The 17,084-nt window shown below is 45.2% G+C and carries 18 protein-coding genes and 1 riboswitch; of the genes, 15 read left to right on the forward strand and 3 right to left on the reverse strand.

The window, feature by feature from the left end:
• Window positions 1–240: 240 nt before the first annotated feature.
• Both lysA and M1E03_RS09255 read left to right on the forward strand, forming a co-directional pair.
• On the forward strand, window positions 241–1,557 hold the full coding sequence (gene lysA, locus M1E03_RS09250) for a diaminopimelate decarboxylase (RefSeq protein ID WP_458110753.1): 1,317 nt from the start codon (window positions 241–243) through the stop codon (window positions 1,555–1,557).
• A gap of 262 nt (window positions 1,558–1,819) precedes the next feature.
• Window positions 1,820–2,680, forward strand: coding sequence for a poly-gamma-glutamate hydrolase family protein (locus tag M1E03_RS09255; RefSeq protein WP_023857497.1), 861 nt, complete (start codon window positions 1,820–1,822; stop codon window positions 2,678–2,680).
• Here M1E03_RS09255 and M1E03_RS09260 read toward each other — a convergent pair.
• Complete coding sequence (locus tag M1E03_RS09260) at window positions 2,677–3,573, reverse strand: DUF1002 domain-containing protein (protein WP_020452020.1); 897 nt, start codon at window positions 3,571–3,573, stop codon at window positions 2,677–2,679. The genes M1E03_RS09255 and M1E03_RS09260 overlap by 4 nt on opposite strands.
• A 337-nt stretch (window positions 3,574–3,910) precedes the next feature.
• Here M1E03_RS09260 and M1E03_RS09265 point away from each other — a divergent pair, with 337 nt between their 5' ends.
• The 11 genes from M1E03_RS09265 to M1E03_RS09315 all read left to right on the forward strand — a co-directional run bounded on the left by M1E03_RS09265 (window position 3,911) and on the right by M1E03_RS09315 (window position 14,816).
• Window positions 3,911–4,348 carry a peptidylprolyl isomerase gene (locus M1E03_RS09265; protein ID WP_020452019.1) on the forward strand — a complete coding sequence of 146 codons (438 nt, stop codon included), beginning with the start codon at window positions 3,911–3,913 and terminating at the stop codon, window positions 4,346–4,348.
• Window positions 4,349–4,577: 229 nt separating this feature from the next.
• Complete coding sequence (locus M1E03_RS09270; RefSeq protein WP_458110754.1) at window positions 4,578–5,708, forward strand: response regulator aspartate phosphatase; 1,131 nt, start codon at window positions 4,578–4,580, stop codon at window positions 5,706–5,708.
• Entirely contained in the window at window positions 5,698–5,967 is a 270-nt protein-coding gene (locus tag M1E03_RS09275; RefSeq protein ID WP_368679391.1) for a hypothetical protein, read from the forward strand. The genes M1E03_RS09270 and M1E03_RS09275 overlap by 11 nt, the downstream gene beginning before the upstream one ends.
• A gap of 205 nt (window positions 5,968–6,172) precedes the next feature.
• Complete coding sequence (locus M1E03_RS09280) at window positions 6,173–8,362, forward strand: RNA ligase (protein ID WP_458110755.1); 2,190 nt, start codon at window positions 6,173–6,175, stop codon at window positions 8,360–8,362.
• 262 nt (window positions 8,363–8,624) lie between these two features.
• The gene (locus tag M1E03_RS09285; protein WP_020452015.1) at window positions 8,625–8,969 is read left to right on the forward strand and encodes a hypothetical protein; all 345 of its coding nucleotides are present in this window, start codon (window positions 8,625–8,627) and stop codon (window positions 8,967–8,969) included.
• Between the two features lie 115 nt (window positions 8,970–9,084).
• The gene (locus tag M1E03_RS09290) at window positions 9,085–10,515 is read left to right on the forward strand and encodes an IS1182 family transposase (protein WP_020451077.1); all 1,431 of its coding nucleotides are present in this window, start codon (window positions 9,085–9,087) and stop codon (window positions 10,513–10,515) included.
• Window positions 10,516–10,615: 100 nt separating this feature from the next.
• Window positions 10,616–10,766: riboswitch (FMN riboswitch) on the forward strand.
• A 109-nt stretch (window positions 10,767–10,875) separates the two neighbouring features.
• The gene (ribD, locus tag M1E03_RS09295; protein ID WP_023857492.1) at window positions 10,876–11,964 is read left to right on the forward strand and encodes a bifunctional diaminohydroxyphosphoribosylaminopyrimidine deaminase/5-amino-6-(5-phosphoribosylamino)uracil reductase RibD; all 1,089 of its coding nucleotides are present in this window, start codon (window positions 10,876–10,878) and stop codon (window positions 11,962–11,964) included.
• Window positions 11,965–11,975: 11 nt separating this feature from the next.
• Window positions 11,976–12,623 (forward strand): riboflavin synthase, encoded by a 648-nt coding sequence (gene ribE / locus M1E03_RS09300; RefSeq protein WP_023857491.1) that lies wholly within the window; start codon window positions 11,976–11,978, stop codon window positions 12,621–12,623.
• A 21-nt stretch (window positions 12,624–12,644) separates the two neighbouring features.
• The gene (locus tag M1E03_RS09305; protein ID WP_020452012.1) at window positions 12,645–13,841 is read left to right on the forward strand and encodes a bifunctional 3,4-dihydroxy-2-butanone-4-phosphate synthase/GTP cyclohydrolase II; all 1,197 of its coding nucleotides are present in this window, start codon (window positions 12,645–12,647) and stop codon (window positions 13,839–13,841) included.
• A gap of 34 nt (window positions 13,842–13,875) precedes the next feature.
• Window positions 13,876–14,340, forward strand: coding sequence for a 6,7-dimethyl-8-ribityllumazine synthase (ribH, locus tag M1E03_RS09310; RefSeq protein ID WP_043054366.1), 465 nt, complete (start codon window positions 13,876–13,878; stop codon window positions 14,338–14,340).
• 101 nt (window positions 14,341–14,441) lie between these two features.
• Complete coding sequence (locus M1E03_RS09315) at window positions 14,442–14,816, forward strand: GNAT family N-acetyltransferase (protein WP_020452011.1); 375 nt, start codon at window positions 14,442–14,444, stop codon at window positions 14,814–14,816.
• 10 nt (window positions 14,817–14,826) lie between these two features.
• Here M1E03_RS09315 and M1E03_RS09320 read toward each other — a convergent pair whose 3' ends face one another.
• On the reverse strand, window positions 14,827–15,348 hold the full coding sequence (locus M1E03_RS09320) for a DUF309 domain-containing protein (RefSeq protein WP_101561047.1): 522 nt from the start codon (window positions 15,346–15,348) through the stop codon (window positions 14,827–14,829).
• A gap of 119 nt (window positions 15,349–15,467) precedes the next feature.
• Window positions 15,468–15,563 carry a YjcZ family sporulation protein gene (locus tag M1E03_RS09325; RefSeq protein WP_003183108.1) on the reverse strand — a complete coding sequence of 32 codons (96 nt, stop codon included), beginning with the start codon at window positions 15,561–15,563 and terminating at the stop codon, window positions 15,468–15,470.
• 182 nt (window positions 15,564–15,745) lie between these two features.
• Between M1E03_RS09325 and M1E03_RS09330 the strand changes: the two genes are divergently transcribed.
• Together M1E03_RS09330 and scpB are read left to right on the forward strand one after the other, a co-directional pair.
• On the forward strand, window positions 15,746–16,501 hold the full coding sequence (locus M1E03_RS09330) for a segregation/condensation protein A (RefSeq protein ID WP_023857489.1): 756 nt from the start codon (window positions 15,746–15,748) through the stop codon (window positions 16,499–16,501).
• Complete coding sequence (gene scpB, locus M1E03_RS09335) at window positions 16,491–17,084, forward strand: SMC-Scp complex subunit ScpB (RefSeq protein ID WP_023857488.1); 594 nt, start codon at window positions 16,491–16,493, stop codon at window positions 17,082–17,084. Before M1E03_RS09330 ends, scpB begins: the two co-directional genes overlap by 11 nt.

Consider the following 17,084-nt stretch of genomic DNA (forward strand, 5'->3'; position numbering starts at 1 on the left):
GTATGCCTATTTCTATCAAGTGCTGTTTTCTGTTATTCTATAATCAATAGAATGGATTGGTTTTTTAGGGGATTATTCCCTTTGTAAATCAAGAAAATTTGGACAAATGGTGGTTTAGTTTTTAAAACGAAATGTTATAATACAACATAAGAATCGCACTATCATGAAGCCGGAAGATGCATCGGGCAGCAATCGGACCGCCCCTTGCACCTTTGTAGATAGAGAAAGAGGGAATGACAATTGTTTTTACATGGTACTAGCAGACGAAATGAAAGTGGACACCTCGAAATCGGCGGTGTCGATGTTCTATCATTGGCAGAAAGATATGGAACACCTCTTTATGTATACGATGTCGCGCTGATAAGAGAGCGCGCCCGAAAATTCCAGAAGGCATTCAGGGAAGCCGGTTTAAAAGCGCAGGTAGCGTATGCAAGCAAGGCGTTTTCAGCGGTCGCCATGATTCAGCTTGCCGAACAAGAGGGGCTGTCTCTGGATGTGGTATCGGGAGGAGAGCTTTTTACTGCGATCAAAGCAGGGTTCCCCGCTGAACGGATTCATTTTCACGGAAACAATAAGAGCTCTGAAGAACTAGCCATGGCTCTGGAGCATCAAATCGGCTGCATCGTGCTCGATAACTTTCACGAGATCGCCATTACAGAAAAGCTTTGCAAGCAATCAGGACAAACTGTAGACGTTTTGCTCAGAATCACACCGGGAGTTGAAGCGCACACGCATGATTATATTACGACGGGACAGGAAGATTCGAAATTCGGTTTTGATCTGCACAATGGGCAGGTCGAACAAGCCATCGAACAAGTCCTTCGCTCATCTGCGTTTAAGCTCCTCGGCGTGCACTGCCACATCGGTTCGCAAATTTTTGATACGGCGGGATTTGTTCTTGCGGCAGACAAGATCTTTGAAAAGCTCGCTGAATGGAGGGAGACTTACTCATTCATTCCGGAAGTGCTCAATCTCGGCGGGGGCTTCGGCATCCGCTATACAAAAGACGACGAGCCGCTCGCTGCCGATGTCTATGTTGAAAAAATCATCGAGGCGGTCAAAGCAAATGCCGAGCATTTCGGCTTTGACATCCCTGAGATTTGGATCGAACCGGGCAGGTCTCTCGTCGGAGATGCGGGAACCACGCTGTACACGACCGGTTCGCAAAAAGAGGTGCCGGGCATTCGCAAATATGTGGCTGTTGACGGCGGCATGAGCGATAATATCAGGCCGGCGCTTTATGAGGCAAAATATGAAGCGGCCGTCGCCAACAGGATGAACGATGCTTGTCATGATACCGTATCAATCGCAGGAAAATGCTGTGAAAGCGGAGATATGCTGATTTGGGATTTGGAAATCCCCGAAGTTCGTGACGGAGATGTGCTCGCCGTTTTCTGCACCGGTGCATACGGCTACAGCATGGCCAACAACTACAACCGCATTCCGCGCCCGGCCGTCGTTTTTGTCGAGGATGGAGAAGCGCAGCTCGTCATTCAGAGAGAGACGTATGAGGATATCGTCAAGCTGGATCTGCCGCTGAAATCGAAAGTAAAATAATAAAAAAATGGAGATTCCCTCAAGGGGGTCTCCATTTTTTTATTCAAAAAAGAATTTTTTCCCGTTTGCCGCATGAAGAATATTTCCCGGCCATCGGGGGTGTTTTTTGCAAAAAAGATCATGACATGCATAGAACAGCGACCGGGCTGATTGTATATAATATTGGGAATTTAACAAAAATTTAACAAAGGAGATGGTAAAGGCAATGATCAAGGTGAAAAGGATGAGATTTGCTGATTTTGCGGATTTAGAGGCGGAGTAGATGAAACCGGCCAAAGTATCCCTACTCCACCGCATGCTCCAGTGCCTGAAGCAATGTGTTGATTGTAACATAGCGAAGTGTTTTACAGCAATAAACAGTTCTGTGAATATTTTATTAATTTCTGCTGTGATTTCATTCCCATATTCTGCTGCGGCTCATCCTGCAACACAGTCCGCTGATAAATATTCAAGCTTTGAAGAATTGAAGCGGAATGAAGATCCGGCGTCTTACCGAATGACGGAGAAGGACGCAAAAGTGCCGATGCTCATCATGGCGATCCATGGAGGCGGCATCGAACCCGGAACAAGTGAAATCGCCAATGAAGTGGCGAAAAATTATTCCTTGTACTTGTTTGAAGGGCTGAAATCATCAGGCAATAGGGATCTTCACATTACAAGCACCCGTTTTGACGAGCCGGCGGCGCTCGCCATCACTGCGAGTCACCAGTATGTCATGTCGCTTCACGGCTATTACAGTGAAGACCGCGCTATTAAAGTGGGCGGGACAGACCGCGTTAAAATCAGAATATTGGTTGATGAGCTGAATCGCTCGGGGTTTGCCGCTGAAATGCTGGCGACGGACGACAAGTACGCCGGAACCCATCCGAATAACATCGCCAACAAGTCGCTTTCCGGGCTGAGCATTCAGCTTGAAATGAGCACAGGATTCCGCCAATCTTTATTTGATCGGTTCACGCTAAAAGACAGGGCAGCGACGCAAAACGAAACGTTTTACCGATTTACAAAACTGCTGACCGATTTTATTCACGAAAACTATGAAGAAGACGGAGGGGACTTCCCCTCTGCAAAAATAAAACACCCCCTTCAATTGAAAAAGGAGGTGTTTTGGCGGTTGTGTTAACCGTTGGACTCTGAGGTGCCGCCGCCGGTGAATACGGAAACGATGGCATTCCACAGAGACACAAAGAAGTCGATCAGTTTTTGAAGGAAATTTTGTCCTTCTTCAGAATCCAGGAATTTCGTGATTTTATCTTTTGCTTTGTCAAGCTGGTCTCCAACCTGGTTCCAGTCGATATTAATATTTTTCATGTTATTAAATAAAGACATGAGAGATTTTTTCTGATCCTCTGTGAGCGTCACTCCCAGATCGGAAGCGGCGGAATCAATCGTTTTTTCCAATTCCTCTTTTGATTCGGGAACCCCGTTTTTCGAGATTTCTTCCTTGACTTTGGCCATCAGCGCTGATGCATTCTCACTGCCGATTTTCTCGCCAAGCTCTGAAGTGGTGACTAGCTCTTCATTCGCGACTTTTTTCACGTCTTCGGAGATCTTTTCGCCCGAAGTCGTTTCATAGGCTTTCATTAAACCGGTCAAAGCGGCTGTGCCTGATACTTCAAATGGTGCAGTGATATAGACTTTAGCGTCTTTTACACCGGCTGTCATCAGCGCGTTTAAATACATTTCATCCGTAATTCTGCTGATATTGTGTGTCTGCACTTCCAAACCGGTGCCTTTTTTCGCTACGGTAATCGAAGAAGAAGAAATCGCTCTTGTTCCGATTTGTGCTTTCGGTATATAATCCCCTAAATATTTATGCTCCTCATCATTTGTCACCTCGATGATGGTCGCATTTTCAGGCGCATTCATTTCTTTTAATACCTTTTGTCTGTCCTGGCTTGACAAGTCTTTCCCCAGCGTGACGATCACATCACCCACTGCGGCGTCAGCAAAGCTGACCTGCGGGAAAATGAGCAGACACAATGCTGTAAAGATTCCTAGTATCGATTTTTTCAAGCTCAATGCCCTCCTTAAAAATGCAGGCTTCAGGCAGAATTGCTGTACTTTTAAAGAAGCCTGCCGGAACGGAAATAATGCGTTCCGAAATATAGACGGATGAAAGATGAGAGAGGTTTCAAAGAAAAAAAGTGATCCATTTTTCTTCAAGTCAAATGCCCTCCGGGTATCGTATCACACCGCTCTTTTATCATTCATGATTTTCACAGGCGATTCAACCTTTTTTAAAAATCTTTTACAAAAGTGATGCAAGAGCGCCGTTTATTTCAGGTAGATTGGCTCTGTGCTTCTTTGATATGATATAATGACCCTTGTGAAATGAAAGGAGAGAATCAAGATGGCTAAAAAAGGATACATACAACTGACAAACGGCAAAAAAATCGAGTTTGAACTATATCCGGAAGCGGCGCCGGGAACTGTCGCCAACTTTGAAAAACTTGCAAACGAAGGGTTCTATGACGGGTTGAAGTTCCACCGCGTCATTCCGGGCTTCGTCAGCCAAGGAGGCTGCCCGCACGGCACCGGAACAGGCGGACCTGGATATACGATTAAATGCGAGACAGAAGGGAATCCGCATAAACACGAAGCCGGTTCTCTCTCAATGGCTCACGCAGGAAAAGATACTGGAGGCAGCCAATTCTTTATCGTCCATGAGCCTCAGCCGCACTTGAACGGCGTACACACTGTTTTTGGAAAAGTCACATCAGGTCTTGATGCTGTCACTTCAATGGAGCAGGGACAAGGCATGGAAAAAGTCGAAGTATTTGACGCATAATTAGAAAGCGAAGAAACAGCCCGCTAAGCCGGGCTGTTTTTTTGTCTGAAACGGTGTTCATTTTCCAGATGCAATAGGACCAGGGACCGATTCTTCGACCGCGTTTTGCTAGGAAATGATGATCCTAATAAATAAAATAATTGTGAAAAAATGACCCTTTATGTAAAATATATTCAAGTGAAGAGCTAGAAAGAGAACGCAATCTGTATAAAAGGAAGGGGCGTAAGGGGTGAGCGTAAAAATCCCATCGACTGCAGTCGGCGTAAAAATTAATGACTGGTATAACGCGATACGCAAATTCAATGTTACGGACGCCGAAATGCTGAAGGCAGAAATTGAGCGCGAAATTTCTCAAATGGAAGAAGATCAAGACTTATTATTGTATTACGCCTTAATGGAATTCAGACACAGAATCATGCTTGATTACGTAAAACCATTGGAAGAAGGCGAAACCCCGCCTGACTTTTCTGAAATATTAAAAGATATCGAAGATGAACAAGGAAAGCTGACAGGCCTGCTTGAATATTATTTCAATTTTTTTAGAGGGATGTATGAATATAAAAACCATGATTATATTAAAGCGATCTCTTTTTACAGGCGCGCCGAAAAAAAGCTGCTGCATGTCGAGGACGAAATAGAGAGAGCCGAGTTTCATTTTAAAATGGCTGAAGTGTTTTATCATATGAAACAGAGCCACGTGTCGATGAATTATGCGCTTCAAGCGATTGAAACCTACCAGGCACATGAAACTTACACGGTTCGGAGAATCCAATGCGAGTTCGTCATCGCAGGCAACTATGACGATCTGGATTCGAATGAAAAAGCGCTTTCGCATCTTGAAAAGGCGCTGAAGCTTTCACAGGAGAAAGGCCAGCTCATATTGGAAGGACACACCTATTACAATTTGGGTAACTGCTATTATAAGATGGAGGATTTTAATCGGGCGGCTGAATACTTCAACAGAGCTGCTGCGATTTATCAAGAAGAGTCATCAGATATTCTCCCAAAAGCGTTTTTTAGTCTTGCACATGCATATTTCAAGCTGAAGCAGCTGGAACAGGCGGATGACGCGTTAAACAAAGGGATTGACATCGCCCGGCGATCAGACGATTCGATCTATCTATCAAAATTTCATTTTTTGAAAGCCTTGTATCTTGATGATGACGGAAGAGCTCAAATGCTGGAAACTTTTCAGCTGCTCGGGTCAAAAAAGATGTATCCCGATATTGAGGACTTGGCATTGGAAGCTGCTGAATACTATAATGAAATTGGGCGCTTGAGCGACTCTGTTTATTTCTATCAAACGGTATTCAGTGCTCGAAAACAAATGAAAAAAGGGGACTGGTCGTATGAAATCTAAACTGTTGTTAACCGCCGCTGCTTCAATAGCAGGACTTTCTCTGGCAAGTGCTGTGCTGATGACGCAAACAGATGGTATGAAAGTCGCCGAGAGAAATGTAACGTCCGCACCGACGCAAATCGCCGAGAGAAACGTAACGTCCACACCGGTGCAAATCGCTGAGAGAAATGTAACATCCACACCGGTACATGTTGCTGAGAGAAACGTAACATCTGCCAAAACGTCACCGATTCATATCGGAGAACGAAATGTAACATAATATTCCGTCAAAGGGCAGTGCTCGCTTATATGAGCACTGCCTTTTTTATGTCCGATAAAAAGAGGATAGGTGTGAAATAACACGTAAAAAGTCCCCTTTAGGGGATATTTTTTGAAACAAAATGCAAATAAGGACGTATATTCTTGGAAGGGATGCTAAATTTTTTTATAATAAAACTTATCAGAACTAAATAAGGAGATCAATAATGAGGACTTTGGTACTGCTTAGAGGCTGCCCTGGCACCGGAAAATCAACCTGGATCAGGGATCATCAATTGAATCAATATACACTGTCTGCTGATCAGCTGAGGCTGATCCATCAGTCACCCGTGTTAAATTTGGAAGGGAAATACGACATTTCTCAAAAAAATGACGGAAAAGTATGGAAGCTTTTGTTCACCCTCCTTGAAGAAAGGATGGAAAGGGGGGAATTCACCGTTGTTGATGCCACACATGCGAAACCAAGCATGATTTCAAGCTATAAAGCTCTCGTTTTAAAGTATCGCTACAGAGCGTATGTGGTTGATTTTTCCGATATTCCGCTTGAGACCGCTCTGTTGAGAAACCGGGAGAGGGCTGAGCATAAGCGGGTGCCCGACAGCGTGGTTCACGCCATGCACGAGCGGATTTTAACCGAACCGGCGCCTTCCTGGACAACGGTCATCAAGCTGGAAGAATTTGACGATGTGATGCAGTATAAGCCGAGGCGGCTCGACAGTTATGAAAAAATACATGTGATCGGGGATGTGCACGGCTGTTTTACGGTGCTGGATTCTTATTTGAAAGGCAGACTCGAAGATGACGAGTTATATATTTTTACAGGTGATATGCTTGATAGAGGAATAGAAAACGCAAAAGTCGTTCAATTCCTGCTCAGTATCAAAGATCGTAAAAATGTGATTTTGCTCGAAGGAAATCATGATAAATATTTGAAGCAATACGGGCATGATGAAGAAACAAGAAGCAGTGTATTCAACAAGAAGACAAAACCGGAATTAGACAAAGCAGGCTTTGACAAAAAAGATATCAGGGAACTGGCCAGGCGCTTCCACCAAATTGTCTACTTCACGTATGGAGAAGATACTTACATCATCACGCACGGAGGCATTTCCGCGCTTCCTGACAACCTTCTGCTTACAGCTACCAGCCAGCTGATCAACGGTGTCGGCGGATATGAGACAGATATCGACCATGTCTTTACGAAAAATATGGAAGGGCGGAACATCATTCAAATCCACGGGCACAGAAACATGTTCCGGCTTCCAGTGCATGCAGCCGCAAAATCATATAACCTGGAAGGGCAGGTGGAGCACGGCGGGCATTTAAGGGTTGTCACCATCGATCGGTCTGGCATTCAAACACATGAGATAAAAAATGATGTGTTTAAAACGTCCGCTCCTTCGCTTGATTCTCATCACGAACACGAGGAGCTGACAGTCGACCATTTTCTAAAGCATTTGGACGAACACGATTATGTATCTGAGCAAAAATTAGCCGGAGGCATTTCCTCTTTTAACTTTACGAGGAAGGCTTTTCAGGAGAGAAAATGGGACAGCGTCAGCATGAAGGCAAGAGGGCTGTTTATCAACAGAAACACCAAGGAAATCGTCAGCAGAAGCTACAACAAATTTTTCAACATCGATGAACGCCTGACGACGAAAATGCATGTTCTCGTTAACACGCTGCGCTTTCCGGTCACTGTTTATGATAAGGCGAATGGATTTTTGGGAACGGTCGGCTACAATTCTGAAACCGATGAGCTCGTCTTCACCTCAAAATCTTATACATCGGCAAGCGGACAAAAAGACGGCCATGCGAAATGGGTGGAAGAGCTGTTTCACAAAACGTTTGACGCATCTCAGATTGAGGATATAAAAGAATATGTAAAAACACGCAATGTTTCGTTAGTGTTTGAAGTCGTGCTGCCAGAAAAAGATCCGCACATTATCGAGTACAAATCGGATAACCTTGTCCTTCTCGACATTGTCAAAAGACAGATGAAATATGAAAAGCTGCCGTATGAAGATGTCCTCTGTTTTGCTGAGACATTTCGCGTAGAATGTAAGCAAAAAGTCATTTCTTTTGACCAGTGGACCGATTTTTATAAATGGTACCTGTCTGTGTCAAATGACCCGTCGATTGAAGAGGAAGGATATGTGATTGAAGACTCGGCAGGATTTATGACAAAATTAAAACTGCCTTTCTATCAATATTGGAAGTTCGTGCGCGGTATCAAGCACAGACTCGGCGCGGCTGCTGGTCGCTCGCCCCATCACGAGGCCCTGTTCCATTCCAAGCATGTGAAGTTTCTCGACTGGGCCAAAACGAAAGACAGCGAGTATCTTAAAAATCAGTCCGTTATCACCATCCGAAACGACTTTTACAGCGAAACCTAAAGCGAAGAAAACAGAACAAACGGTTTCTTGGAACATAGTTATTTAGACTCAATTTTCAAGCTTGTTTTCACACACACCCCTAAACCAGAATGTACATTCGTAGGTTATAAGTAGTATTTCGTCTGAATATGAAACGATTTCCCTTCATTTTGCGTTATACTTAAAAACCACATATTTTCCGTCTGAATCGAACATGTTTTATTTCATCATTCACAGGAAATAAACATAGGATAGTTCAGAACGTGTTCTGGAGGTTTTGATCATGGGGAAAATAAGATTCAAGCTCACGGTTCTGCTCGTTTTGGCTGCCGTACTGGCCGGAGGCTTTTATTATTTAAAAAACGGAAGCGTTCAAGATGTCTCAACGGCGCTCAGCCAAACCGTCTCATCTGAGGAAAAGAACTATACCATTTATCAATATAAGATCACCAAAATTGACGGCACTGAATACCACGGGGTATCAGATAACGGAACGAAGATCATTTTCAATGCGAAAAATCTCAACCAGGATCTGTCCGACATTAAAGAAGGAGACAAAGTAAAGGCCTACTTCTCTAATGCCAACAGAATCGACGGATTAATCAAAGTCGTCAAGGTGGCAGATTAAAAACCCTCTGTTTCTCAGAGGGTTTCAGCTTGTCGACAAAGCCACAAAAAGTGGCTTGATCGACAAGCTTTTTTTGTTAAAATGTGAGTGAAATCTAGTTTTTGGAGGTTTTTCCATGTTGTCTAAGCACTCTAAAGATCAGCGCGAACAGCTTGAAGTCTTTGCCTTAAGTGAACTTGTCCCGGAAGACCATCTGGTCAGGAAAATAGAAGAAGCTATGGACTTTTCTTTTATTTATGAAAAAGTTGCTCCCCTTTATTCTTCAAAAGGGCGCCCAAGCATTGATCCCGTTGTATTGATCAAAATGGTTCTGATTCAGTACGTGTTTGGCCACCGCTCGATGCGCGAAACCATTAAACGGATCGAAACCGATGTCGCTTATCGCTGGTTTATTGGATATGGATTTTCTGAAAAAATCCCTCATTTTTCAACCTTCAGTAAAAACTATGAGCGCCGTTTTCATGATACGGACCTATTTGAAACAATCTTCTATAAAATCTTGCGTCAGGCCATGGATCTCGGTCTTGTCGACCCGTCGGTCGCCTTTATCGATGGAACCCATGTCAAAGCCAATGCGAATAAGAAAAAGTTTGTGAAGAAGATTGTGAGAAAAGAAACAAGAGCTTATCAGGAACAATTAGATCGAGAAATTAATGCCGATCGCGAAGCCAACGGCAAAAAGCCCTTAAAGCCCAGGCAATGCTCAGAAGAACGGGAAATAAAAGAAAGTACGACAGATCCTGAGAGCGGTTATTTTGTAAAAGGTGAACGGGAACGTCTTTTTGCTTATGGTTTTCATACAGCTTGTGACCGGAATGGATTTGTGCTGGGGACGGTTGTTGAGCCTGCCAATATTCATGACAGCCAAGTGTTCACGACCCTGTTTCAACAGGTGAAAGAGCACGTCGCCAAGCCTCATACGGTCGCAGTTGATGCCGGATATAAAACGCCGTTTATCGCAAAATTTCTAAGTGATCAAAATGTCCATCCCGTCATGCCCTACACCCGACCACAAACTAAAAAAGGGTTCATGAGAAAACATGAATATGTATACGATGAATATTACGATGCTTATATTTGCCCTGACGATCATGTTCTGACATATCGCACAACCAACCGTGAAGGCTATCGGATTTATGCATCAGATCCAAACCGATGTGAACACTGTTCTTTTTTGAAGCAATGTACGGAAAGTCGAAATCATCGAAAGATGATTCACAGGCATCTCTGGCAGGATCATTTGGATGAAGCCGACCATCTTCGCTACACGGATGAGAATAGGCGAATCTACGCCAAACGCAAAGAAACGATCGAACGGGTTTTTGCGGATTTAAAACACAAGCATGGCCTGCGCTGGACAACCCTACGGGGTAAGAAAAAATTGTCCATGCAGGCGATGCTTGTTTTCACTGCCATGAATCTCAAAAAGCTGGCGAATTGGACTTGGAAAAGTCCAATTCGCCAGCATTCTCATCGAAAAAACAGAATAAATTGGACAAAAATAGGTCGGATTATAAAAATCCGACCTATTTTGTCAACAGTCTGAAACCCTCTGTTTCTCAGAGGGTTTTTTTGTGCAAGCAGTTTTCATTGCAATTTTAATATGCGGCCGCTATAATTACGCATAAGGACAAGTAAATATCGATTGTATCCTTCGGGGCTGGGTGAAAATCCCGACCGGCGGTAATAAAGCGAGAGACAGCTTTAGAGCCCGTGACCCGCTGTGCTTCGTGCAAAGCGGTGGATTCAGTGAGAAGCTGAAGCCGACAGTGAAAGTCTGGATGGGAGAAGGATGAAGAGACTATGTGAAAAATAATGATGATGCATAGTTTTATTTCTCATGCACAAAAACAAACCCCCGGATCGACATCCGGGGTTATTTTTTTGGAAGAAGGGAGGGAAATTCATGACAGATGCGCATTATATGAATCTTGCATTGGAGCTTGCGAAGCAGGGTGAAGGTCAGACAGGAGCCAATCCGCTTGTCGGAGCCGTTGTCGTCAAAGACGGTGAAGTGGTCGGAATGGGGGCTCATTTAAAATACGGCGAAGCGCATGCAGAAGTGCACGCCATTCAAATGGCAGGCCGCCATGCGGAAGGAGCCGTCATTTATGTGACGCTTGAACCGTGCAGCCATTACGGCAAAACGCCTCCTTGCGCGGAACTGATTATCCGTTCCGGTTTGAAGCGGGTAGTCGTGGCGGCCGAAGATCCGAATCCGCTCGTTTCCGGAAGAGGAATCGGGATGCTGAGAAGTGCCGGGATCGAGGTCGAAACAGGCGTTCTCAAAGAACAGGCGGAAGAGCTGAACGAAAAGTTCATGCATTTTATGCGGACAGGCCTTCCGTATGTGACATTAAAAGCAGCTGCCAGCCTTGACGGCAAAACCGCTACCGCAACAGGCGACAGCAAATGGATTACTTCTGAAGAAGCGCGGATGGACGCTCACCAATACCGAAAAAACCACCAGAGTATTTTAGTGGGATTGGGCACAATAAAAGCAGACGACCCGAGTTTGACATGCCGTCTCCCCGGTGCAGTGAATCAGCCGGTGCGTGTCGTTCTCGATACGACGCTGTCAATCCCGCTTCAGTCAAAAGTCATTCAGGATAAAGCAGCGGCAACCTGGATTTACACGACGTCCAAGGCAGATCCCGAAAAGGTTCGGAACCTGGAAAAAGAAGGTGTACAGGTAACCGTGCTGGATGCGCATGAACTTCCGGTGCGCGACGTGCTTCTGCACCTTGCAGACCAAGGTATCGCTTCAGTCTTTGTCGAAGGTGGTGCGACGGTTCACGCAAGCTTCGTCAAAGAAGGACTCTATCAGCAAATGATCTTCTATCTTGCCCCTAAATTAATCGGAGGGCTGCAATCTCCCAGCATCCTCTCCGGTGAAGGCTTTCAATCGATGAAAGATGTCCCCTTACTGCATTTCACAACCATTACCAAAATCGGCCAGGATATAAAGCTGGCGGCAAAACCGATAAAAAAATAAGGCGGTGGCATATGTTTACAGGCATCATTGAAGAAGTCGGAATGATTTTGGACATGAAAAAGGCGGGAAGCGCCATGTCTTTAGTCATCCAATCCAACAAAGTGACCGAGGATGTGAAGCTTGGCGACAGCATTGCTGTCAACGGAGTCTGCCTGACCGTAAATGAGTTCGGTTCCGGCAGTTTCACGGCGGATGTCATGCTTGAAACCCTGAAAGCAACATCACTCGGCACATTAAAAAAAGGAAGCCGCGTCAATCTTGAACGGGCGATGGCGGCAAATGGCCGCTTCGGCGGGCATATGGTGTCGGGGCATGTCGACGGCACCGCGTCTATCGTGCGCATAGAAAAAGCGGCTAACGCCGTATACTATGATTTAAAACTTGACCCTTCACTGGCCAAAATGCTTGTGTTAAAAGGTTCGATCGCCGTAGACGGCGTCAGCCTCACCATTTTTGGACTGACGGAAGATCAAGTAACAGTCTCGCTTATCCCGCACACATTGGATGAAACGATTTTTTCGGAAAAAAAGCCCGGAAGCATCGTCAACATCGAGTGCGATATGATCGGCAAATACATTTACCGGTTTCTCCACCAAGCAAAACAAGACAAACAGGCAAAGCCATTGACTGAATCGTTTTTTAAAGAAAACGGGTTTTAAATGAAAGGAGGCCGCGCGCCTATGTTTCACACAATTGAAGAAGCGATACGCGATTTGAAGCAAGGAAAAGTCATCATCGTGGTCGATGACGAGGACAGGGAAAACGAAGGCGATTTCGTTGCGCTGGCAGAATACGCAACACCTGAAGTGATCAACTTTATGGCTTCGCACGGAAGGGGTTTGATCTGCGCGCCGCTTAATGAAGAGATCGCTTCACGGCTCGACCTCCATCCGATGGTGGACGAAAATACCGATTCTCATCACACGGCATTTACGGTCAGTGTGGATCACCGCGATACAAAGACGGGGATCAGCGCTCAAGAGCGGTCGTTGACCGTCATGTCGCTGATTGATGATCACGCGCTTCCGGGCGATTTTAAAAGACCGGGGCACATTTTCCCCTTGATTGCGAAAACAGGCGGCGTTTTAAAAAGAGCCGGACATACGGAGGCGGCCGTTGACCTTGCGGAGGCGTGCGGTTCCGCGCCGGCCGGCGTCATCTGCGAAATCATGAATGAAGACGGCACGATGGCAAGGGTGCCTGAACTCAAAAAAATAGCCGACCAGCACGACTTGAAAATGATTACGATTAAAGATTTGATCGAATACCGCTACAGCAAGGGAACGCTGATCAACCGAGAAGTGAAGATTACGCTGCCTTCCGAATTCGGCACATTCAAGGTTTACGGCTATACAAACGAAATCGATGACAAGGAACATATAGCACTCGTCAAAGGCGATATACCTTTCGGAGACGAGCCTGTCCTTGTCCGCGTACACTCAGAATGCCTGACGGGCGATGTTTTCGGCTCTTACCGCTGCGACTGCGGCCCGCAGCTTGCTGCCGCACTCGCGCAAATCGAACAAGCGGGCCGGGGCGTGCTCCTTTATTTGAGACAGGAAGGAAGAGGAATCGGCTTAATCAATAAACTGAAAGCTTATAAACTGCAGGAAGAAGGATATGACACCGTGCAGGCTAATGAAAAGCTCGGTTTTCTCCCAGATCTTCGCAACTACGGGATCGGCGCCCAAATTTTAAGAGACCTCGGCGTGAAACAAATGAAGCTGCTGACGAACAATCCGCGAAAGATTGCCGGTCTCGAAGGCTACGGACTGACGATCGCAGACAGGGTGCCGCTGCAGATGGAGACAAAAAAAGACAATGAAAAGTACTTAAAAACGAAAAAATCAAAATTGGGGCATATGCTTCATTTTTAAACTAAAATCAATCACAAAAAAGGACGGGATTCATATGAATAAAATAGAAGGTCATGTAATTGGAACAGATTTGAAAATTGGGATCGTTGTGTCAAGGTTCAACGATTTTATTACAAGCAAACTTCTAAGCGGTGCAGAAGATACGCTGTTGAGACATGGGGTCAAAGCTGATGATATTGATGTCGCCTGGGTTCCCGGAGCATTCGAGATTCCGCTGATCGCCAAAAAAATGGCTGAAACGAAAAAATACGACGCCGTGATTACACTGGGCACGGTCATCAGAGGAGCGACAAGCCACTATGACTATGTCTGCAATGAAGCGGCAAAGGGGATTGCGGCGGGCAGCATGTCAACAGGCGTTCCGGTGATCTTCGGCGTATTGACGACAGACACGATCGAGCAGGCGGTAGAACGCGCCGGAACAAAAGCCGGAAATAAAGGTGCAGAAGCTGCCGCGGCAGCGATTGAAATGGCGAACCTGACCCGGTCGCTTCAATAATTACCGAAAAAGAGTTTAAAAAGGTTATAAAAATGTTTATAATGTGATGTGAAGCGACTAGCCTTCGTTAGATCCACATTTTGATATATTGAGGGGTATTTATGTTAATTCGTTATAAAAAGTCATTCGAAAAGATTGCGATGGGGCTCCTTTCGTTTATGCCGAATGAGAAGGACGTCAAGCAGCTTCAGCAGACAATTAAAGACTATGAAACGGACACTGAAAGGCAGCTGTTCCTATGGAAAGAAGGCGAGGATATTGTCGGCTGTGTAGGAGTAGAGAAAAGAGAAGAAGAAGTCGAGATCAAGCATATCAGTGTAAACCCGTCTCACCGTCATCAAGGAATCGGCAAAAAAATGGTGTCGGCCATTTCGCAAATGTTTGCACCTAAACCGCTGGTTCCGAATGAATTAACTAAAGGATTCTTTGAGCGCTGTCAGGATCACGAAAATGAAGACATCACATATAACCAATGAGCAGAGGCTTCTAGCCTCTGCTCTTTTTTCGCCGTTCGATTTGTTTTTCCCTCTCGGCAACCACTTCAGTCCGGTCTCTCAGCAGGTGTTTATCAATGATGAAGGCGTCCGGTGGATCGTTTGCTCCCCACTCATACGACTTTTTTTCACATTGTTTCCGGCATGCTTTGATCAAAGATTCATCTGTGATCGGAAGCATGATGCTTTCATAAGGAGAATGGGCTTTGATTTTTTGGTAAGTCTTCCTTAACAGCTTGATGAAGCGGCTGTAATCTAATCCGAGCGATTCGACTGCGTCTTTTTCGGACACCAGGATGCGGATGCTGTTCGCCATTAATCTCTCTGCACCGGCAAAATTGTTTCTCCGCTGATGATAGAGTGCGACTGCCAGCTGAATCAATCCAACCCAGTATGATTTCCGCTCGCCGGGATTGTCCTTTTTCCAATGTTCTTCTAAAATTTCGTGGCATTCAAAATAATCCCTTGACCCGTGGAATTCGGCCAGGTAATCGATATAAGCTTGGGGATACATCTGACATCCTCCTTTAAGTTTCCGTTAAAGTGTATCATAAGAACGGAACGGAGGAAAAACGGAGATATATCCAGGCTATGAAAAAAGCGCCCGGGTAACGGACGCTTCTCATTTTTATGTTAATAGATCCATGCCGCTCCTACAATAATCAACAAAATAAACAGAACGACAATCAAAGCAAATCCTCCGCCGTAGCCGAAGCCTTTACCTCCCATGTTGTTCCCTCCTCAGGTTTAAGATTTTACACAGTATTCTATGCAGCATACGCTCAAATCGTATAGGCGAATGCCAAAGCTTCTTAAATTATATTGGACTTCATGCAGACGCGTAATTTATACTAAAGGGTAGCCAGTTTTAGCCGGCTTAGAAGCGATTTTGAAAATGGTGAGAAATGAACATGGAATATCAGGTGAAAATCGAGGCGTTTGAAGGGCCGCTGGATCTGCTGCTGCACTTAATCAACCGCCTTGAAATAGACATTTATGACATACCTGTTGCGAAGATAACCGAGCAGTATTTATTATATGTGCATACGATGCGCGAACTTGAGCTCGACGTGGCCAGTGAATATTTGGTGATGGCTGCGACCCTTCTCAGCATTAAAAGCCGAATGCTCCTTCCAAAGCAGGAAGAGGAGTTGTTTGACGAAGAGTTTCTCGAGGAGGAAGAGGACCCGAGAGAAGAATTGATTGAAAAATTAATAGAGTACAGAAAATACAAAAGTGCCGCGCAAAATTTGAAGGAGCGCGAGGAAGAGCGGCAAAAAGCATTCGCGAAGCCGCCGAGCGATTTAAGCGACTATGCCAAGGAAATCAAACTCAGCGAGCAAAAGCTGTCCGTCACCGTTTACGACATGCTCGGGGCGTTTCAAAAGGTGTTAAACCGTAAAAAAATCAGCCGGCCGTCTGAAACTAGAATTTCAAGACAGGAAATACCGATAGAAGAACGAATGACGCAAATCGTCGATTGTTTGAAATCGTCCCGTCAAAGGATGCATTTTATGGAACTGTTCCCATACGAACAGAAAGAGCATCTCGTTGTGACGTTTTTGGCGATTTTGGAGCTGATGAAAAACCAGCTGATCATCATTGAGCAGGAACACAACTTTTCAGACATTTACATAACAGGGAGTGAAGCGATTCATGACGCTTGATATCGTGAATTGGAAAGCCATTGTCGAAGCGCTTTTGTATGCCGCCGGCGACGAGGGCCTGACAAAAAAACAGCTATTATCCGTTTTGGAGATCGATGAAGCCGAGCTTCAGGATATTATGCTCGATGTCAAAGAAACCTATGAAAAAGAAGACAGGGGCATCGAGCTTGTCGAGTACGCGGATACGTACATGCTTTCGACCAAAAAAGAATTCGCCGTCTATTTGAAAAAGCTGATTGAAGCCCCTTCAAAAGGGCTTTCTCAGGCTGCCCTCGAAGTTTTGGCCATCGTCTCATATAAGCAGCCGATTACGAGAGCGGAAGTCGAGGAGATCAGAGGGGTCAAATCTGAACGGATTCTCCAGAGCCTTGTCGCAAAAGCGCTGTTGTGCGAAGTAGGCCGGGCGGACGGACCGGGCAGGGCAATCTTGTACGGTACAACCGAAACATTTCTTGAACAATTCGGCTTAAAAACGCTTGAAGAGCTTCCGCCGCTGCCCGAAAATGTAGAAGAAGACGGGGTTCAGGAAGAAGCCGATCTGTTCTTTGAGAACTTTAACCAGACGTTCGAAGATTTAAAATAG

Source organism: Bacillus sp. PK6-013, from assembly GCF_054161445.1.

Bases quoted from the DNA above. Each gene is read 5' to 3' on its own strand.
- M1E03_RS09265 (WP_020452019.1), top strand. From the start codon at position 3,911: ATGGCTAAAAAAGGATACATACAACTGACAAACGGCAAAAAAATCGAG.
- scpB (WP_023857488.1), top strand. From the start codon at position 16,491: ATGACGCTTGATATCGTGAATTGGAAAGCCATTGTCGAAGCGCTTTTG.
- M1E03_RS09330 (WP_023857489.1), top strand. From the start codon at position 15,746: ATGGAATATCAGGTGAAAATCGAGGCGTTTGAAGGGCCGCTGGATCTG.
- ribD (WP_023857492.1), top strand. From the start codon at position 10,876: ATGACAGATGCGCATTATATGAATCTTGCATTGGAGCTTGCGAAGCAG.
- M1E03_RS09325 (WP_003183108.1), bottom strand. From the start codon at position 15,563: ATGGGAGGTAAAGGCTTCGGCTACGGCGGAGGATTTGCTTTGATTGTC.
- M1E03_RS09280 (WP_458110755.1), top strand. From the start codon at position 6,173: ATGAGGACTTTGGTACTGCTTAGAGGCTGCCCTGGCACCGGAAAATCA.
- M1E03_RS09255 (WP_023857497.1), top strand. From the start codon at position 1,820: ATGAAACCGGCCAAAGTATCCCTACTCCACCGCATGCTCCAGTGCCTG.
- ribH (WP_043054366.1), top strand. From the start codon at position 13,876: ATGAATAAAATAGAAGGTCATGTAATTGGAACAGATTTGAAAATTGGG.
- M1E03_RS09320 (WP_101561047.1), bottom strand. From the start codon at position 15,348: ATGTATCCCCAAGCTTATATCGATTACCTGGCCGAATTCCACGGGTCA.
- ribE (WP_023857491.1), top strand. From the start codon at position 11,976: ATGTTTACAGGCATCATTGAAGAAGTCGGAATGATTTTGGACATGAAA.
- M1E03_RS09305 (WP_020452012.1), top strand. From the start codon at position 12,645: ATGTTTCACACAATTGAAGAAGCGATACGCGATTTGAAGCAAGGAAAA.
- M1E03_RS09285 (WP_020452015.1), top strand. From the start codon at position 8,625: ATGGGGAAAATAAGATTCAAGCTCACGGTTCTGCTCGTTTTGGCTGCC.
- M1E03_RS09315 (WP_020452011.1), top strand. From the start codon at position 14,442: ATGTTAATTCGTTATAAAAAGTCATTCGAAAAGATTGCGATGGGGCTC.
- M1E03_RS09275 (WP_368679391.1), top strand. From the start codon at position 5,698: ATGAAATCTAAACTGTTGTTAACCGCCGCTGCTTCAATAGCAGGACTT.
- M1E03_RS09290 (WP_020451077.1), top strand. From the start codon at position 9,085: ATGTTGTCTAAGCACTCTAAAGATCAGCGCGAACAGCTTGAAGTCTTT.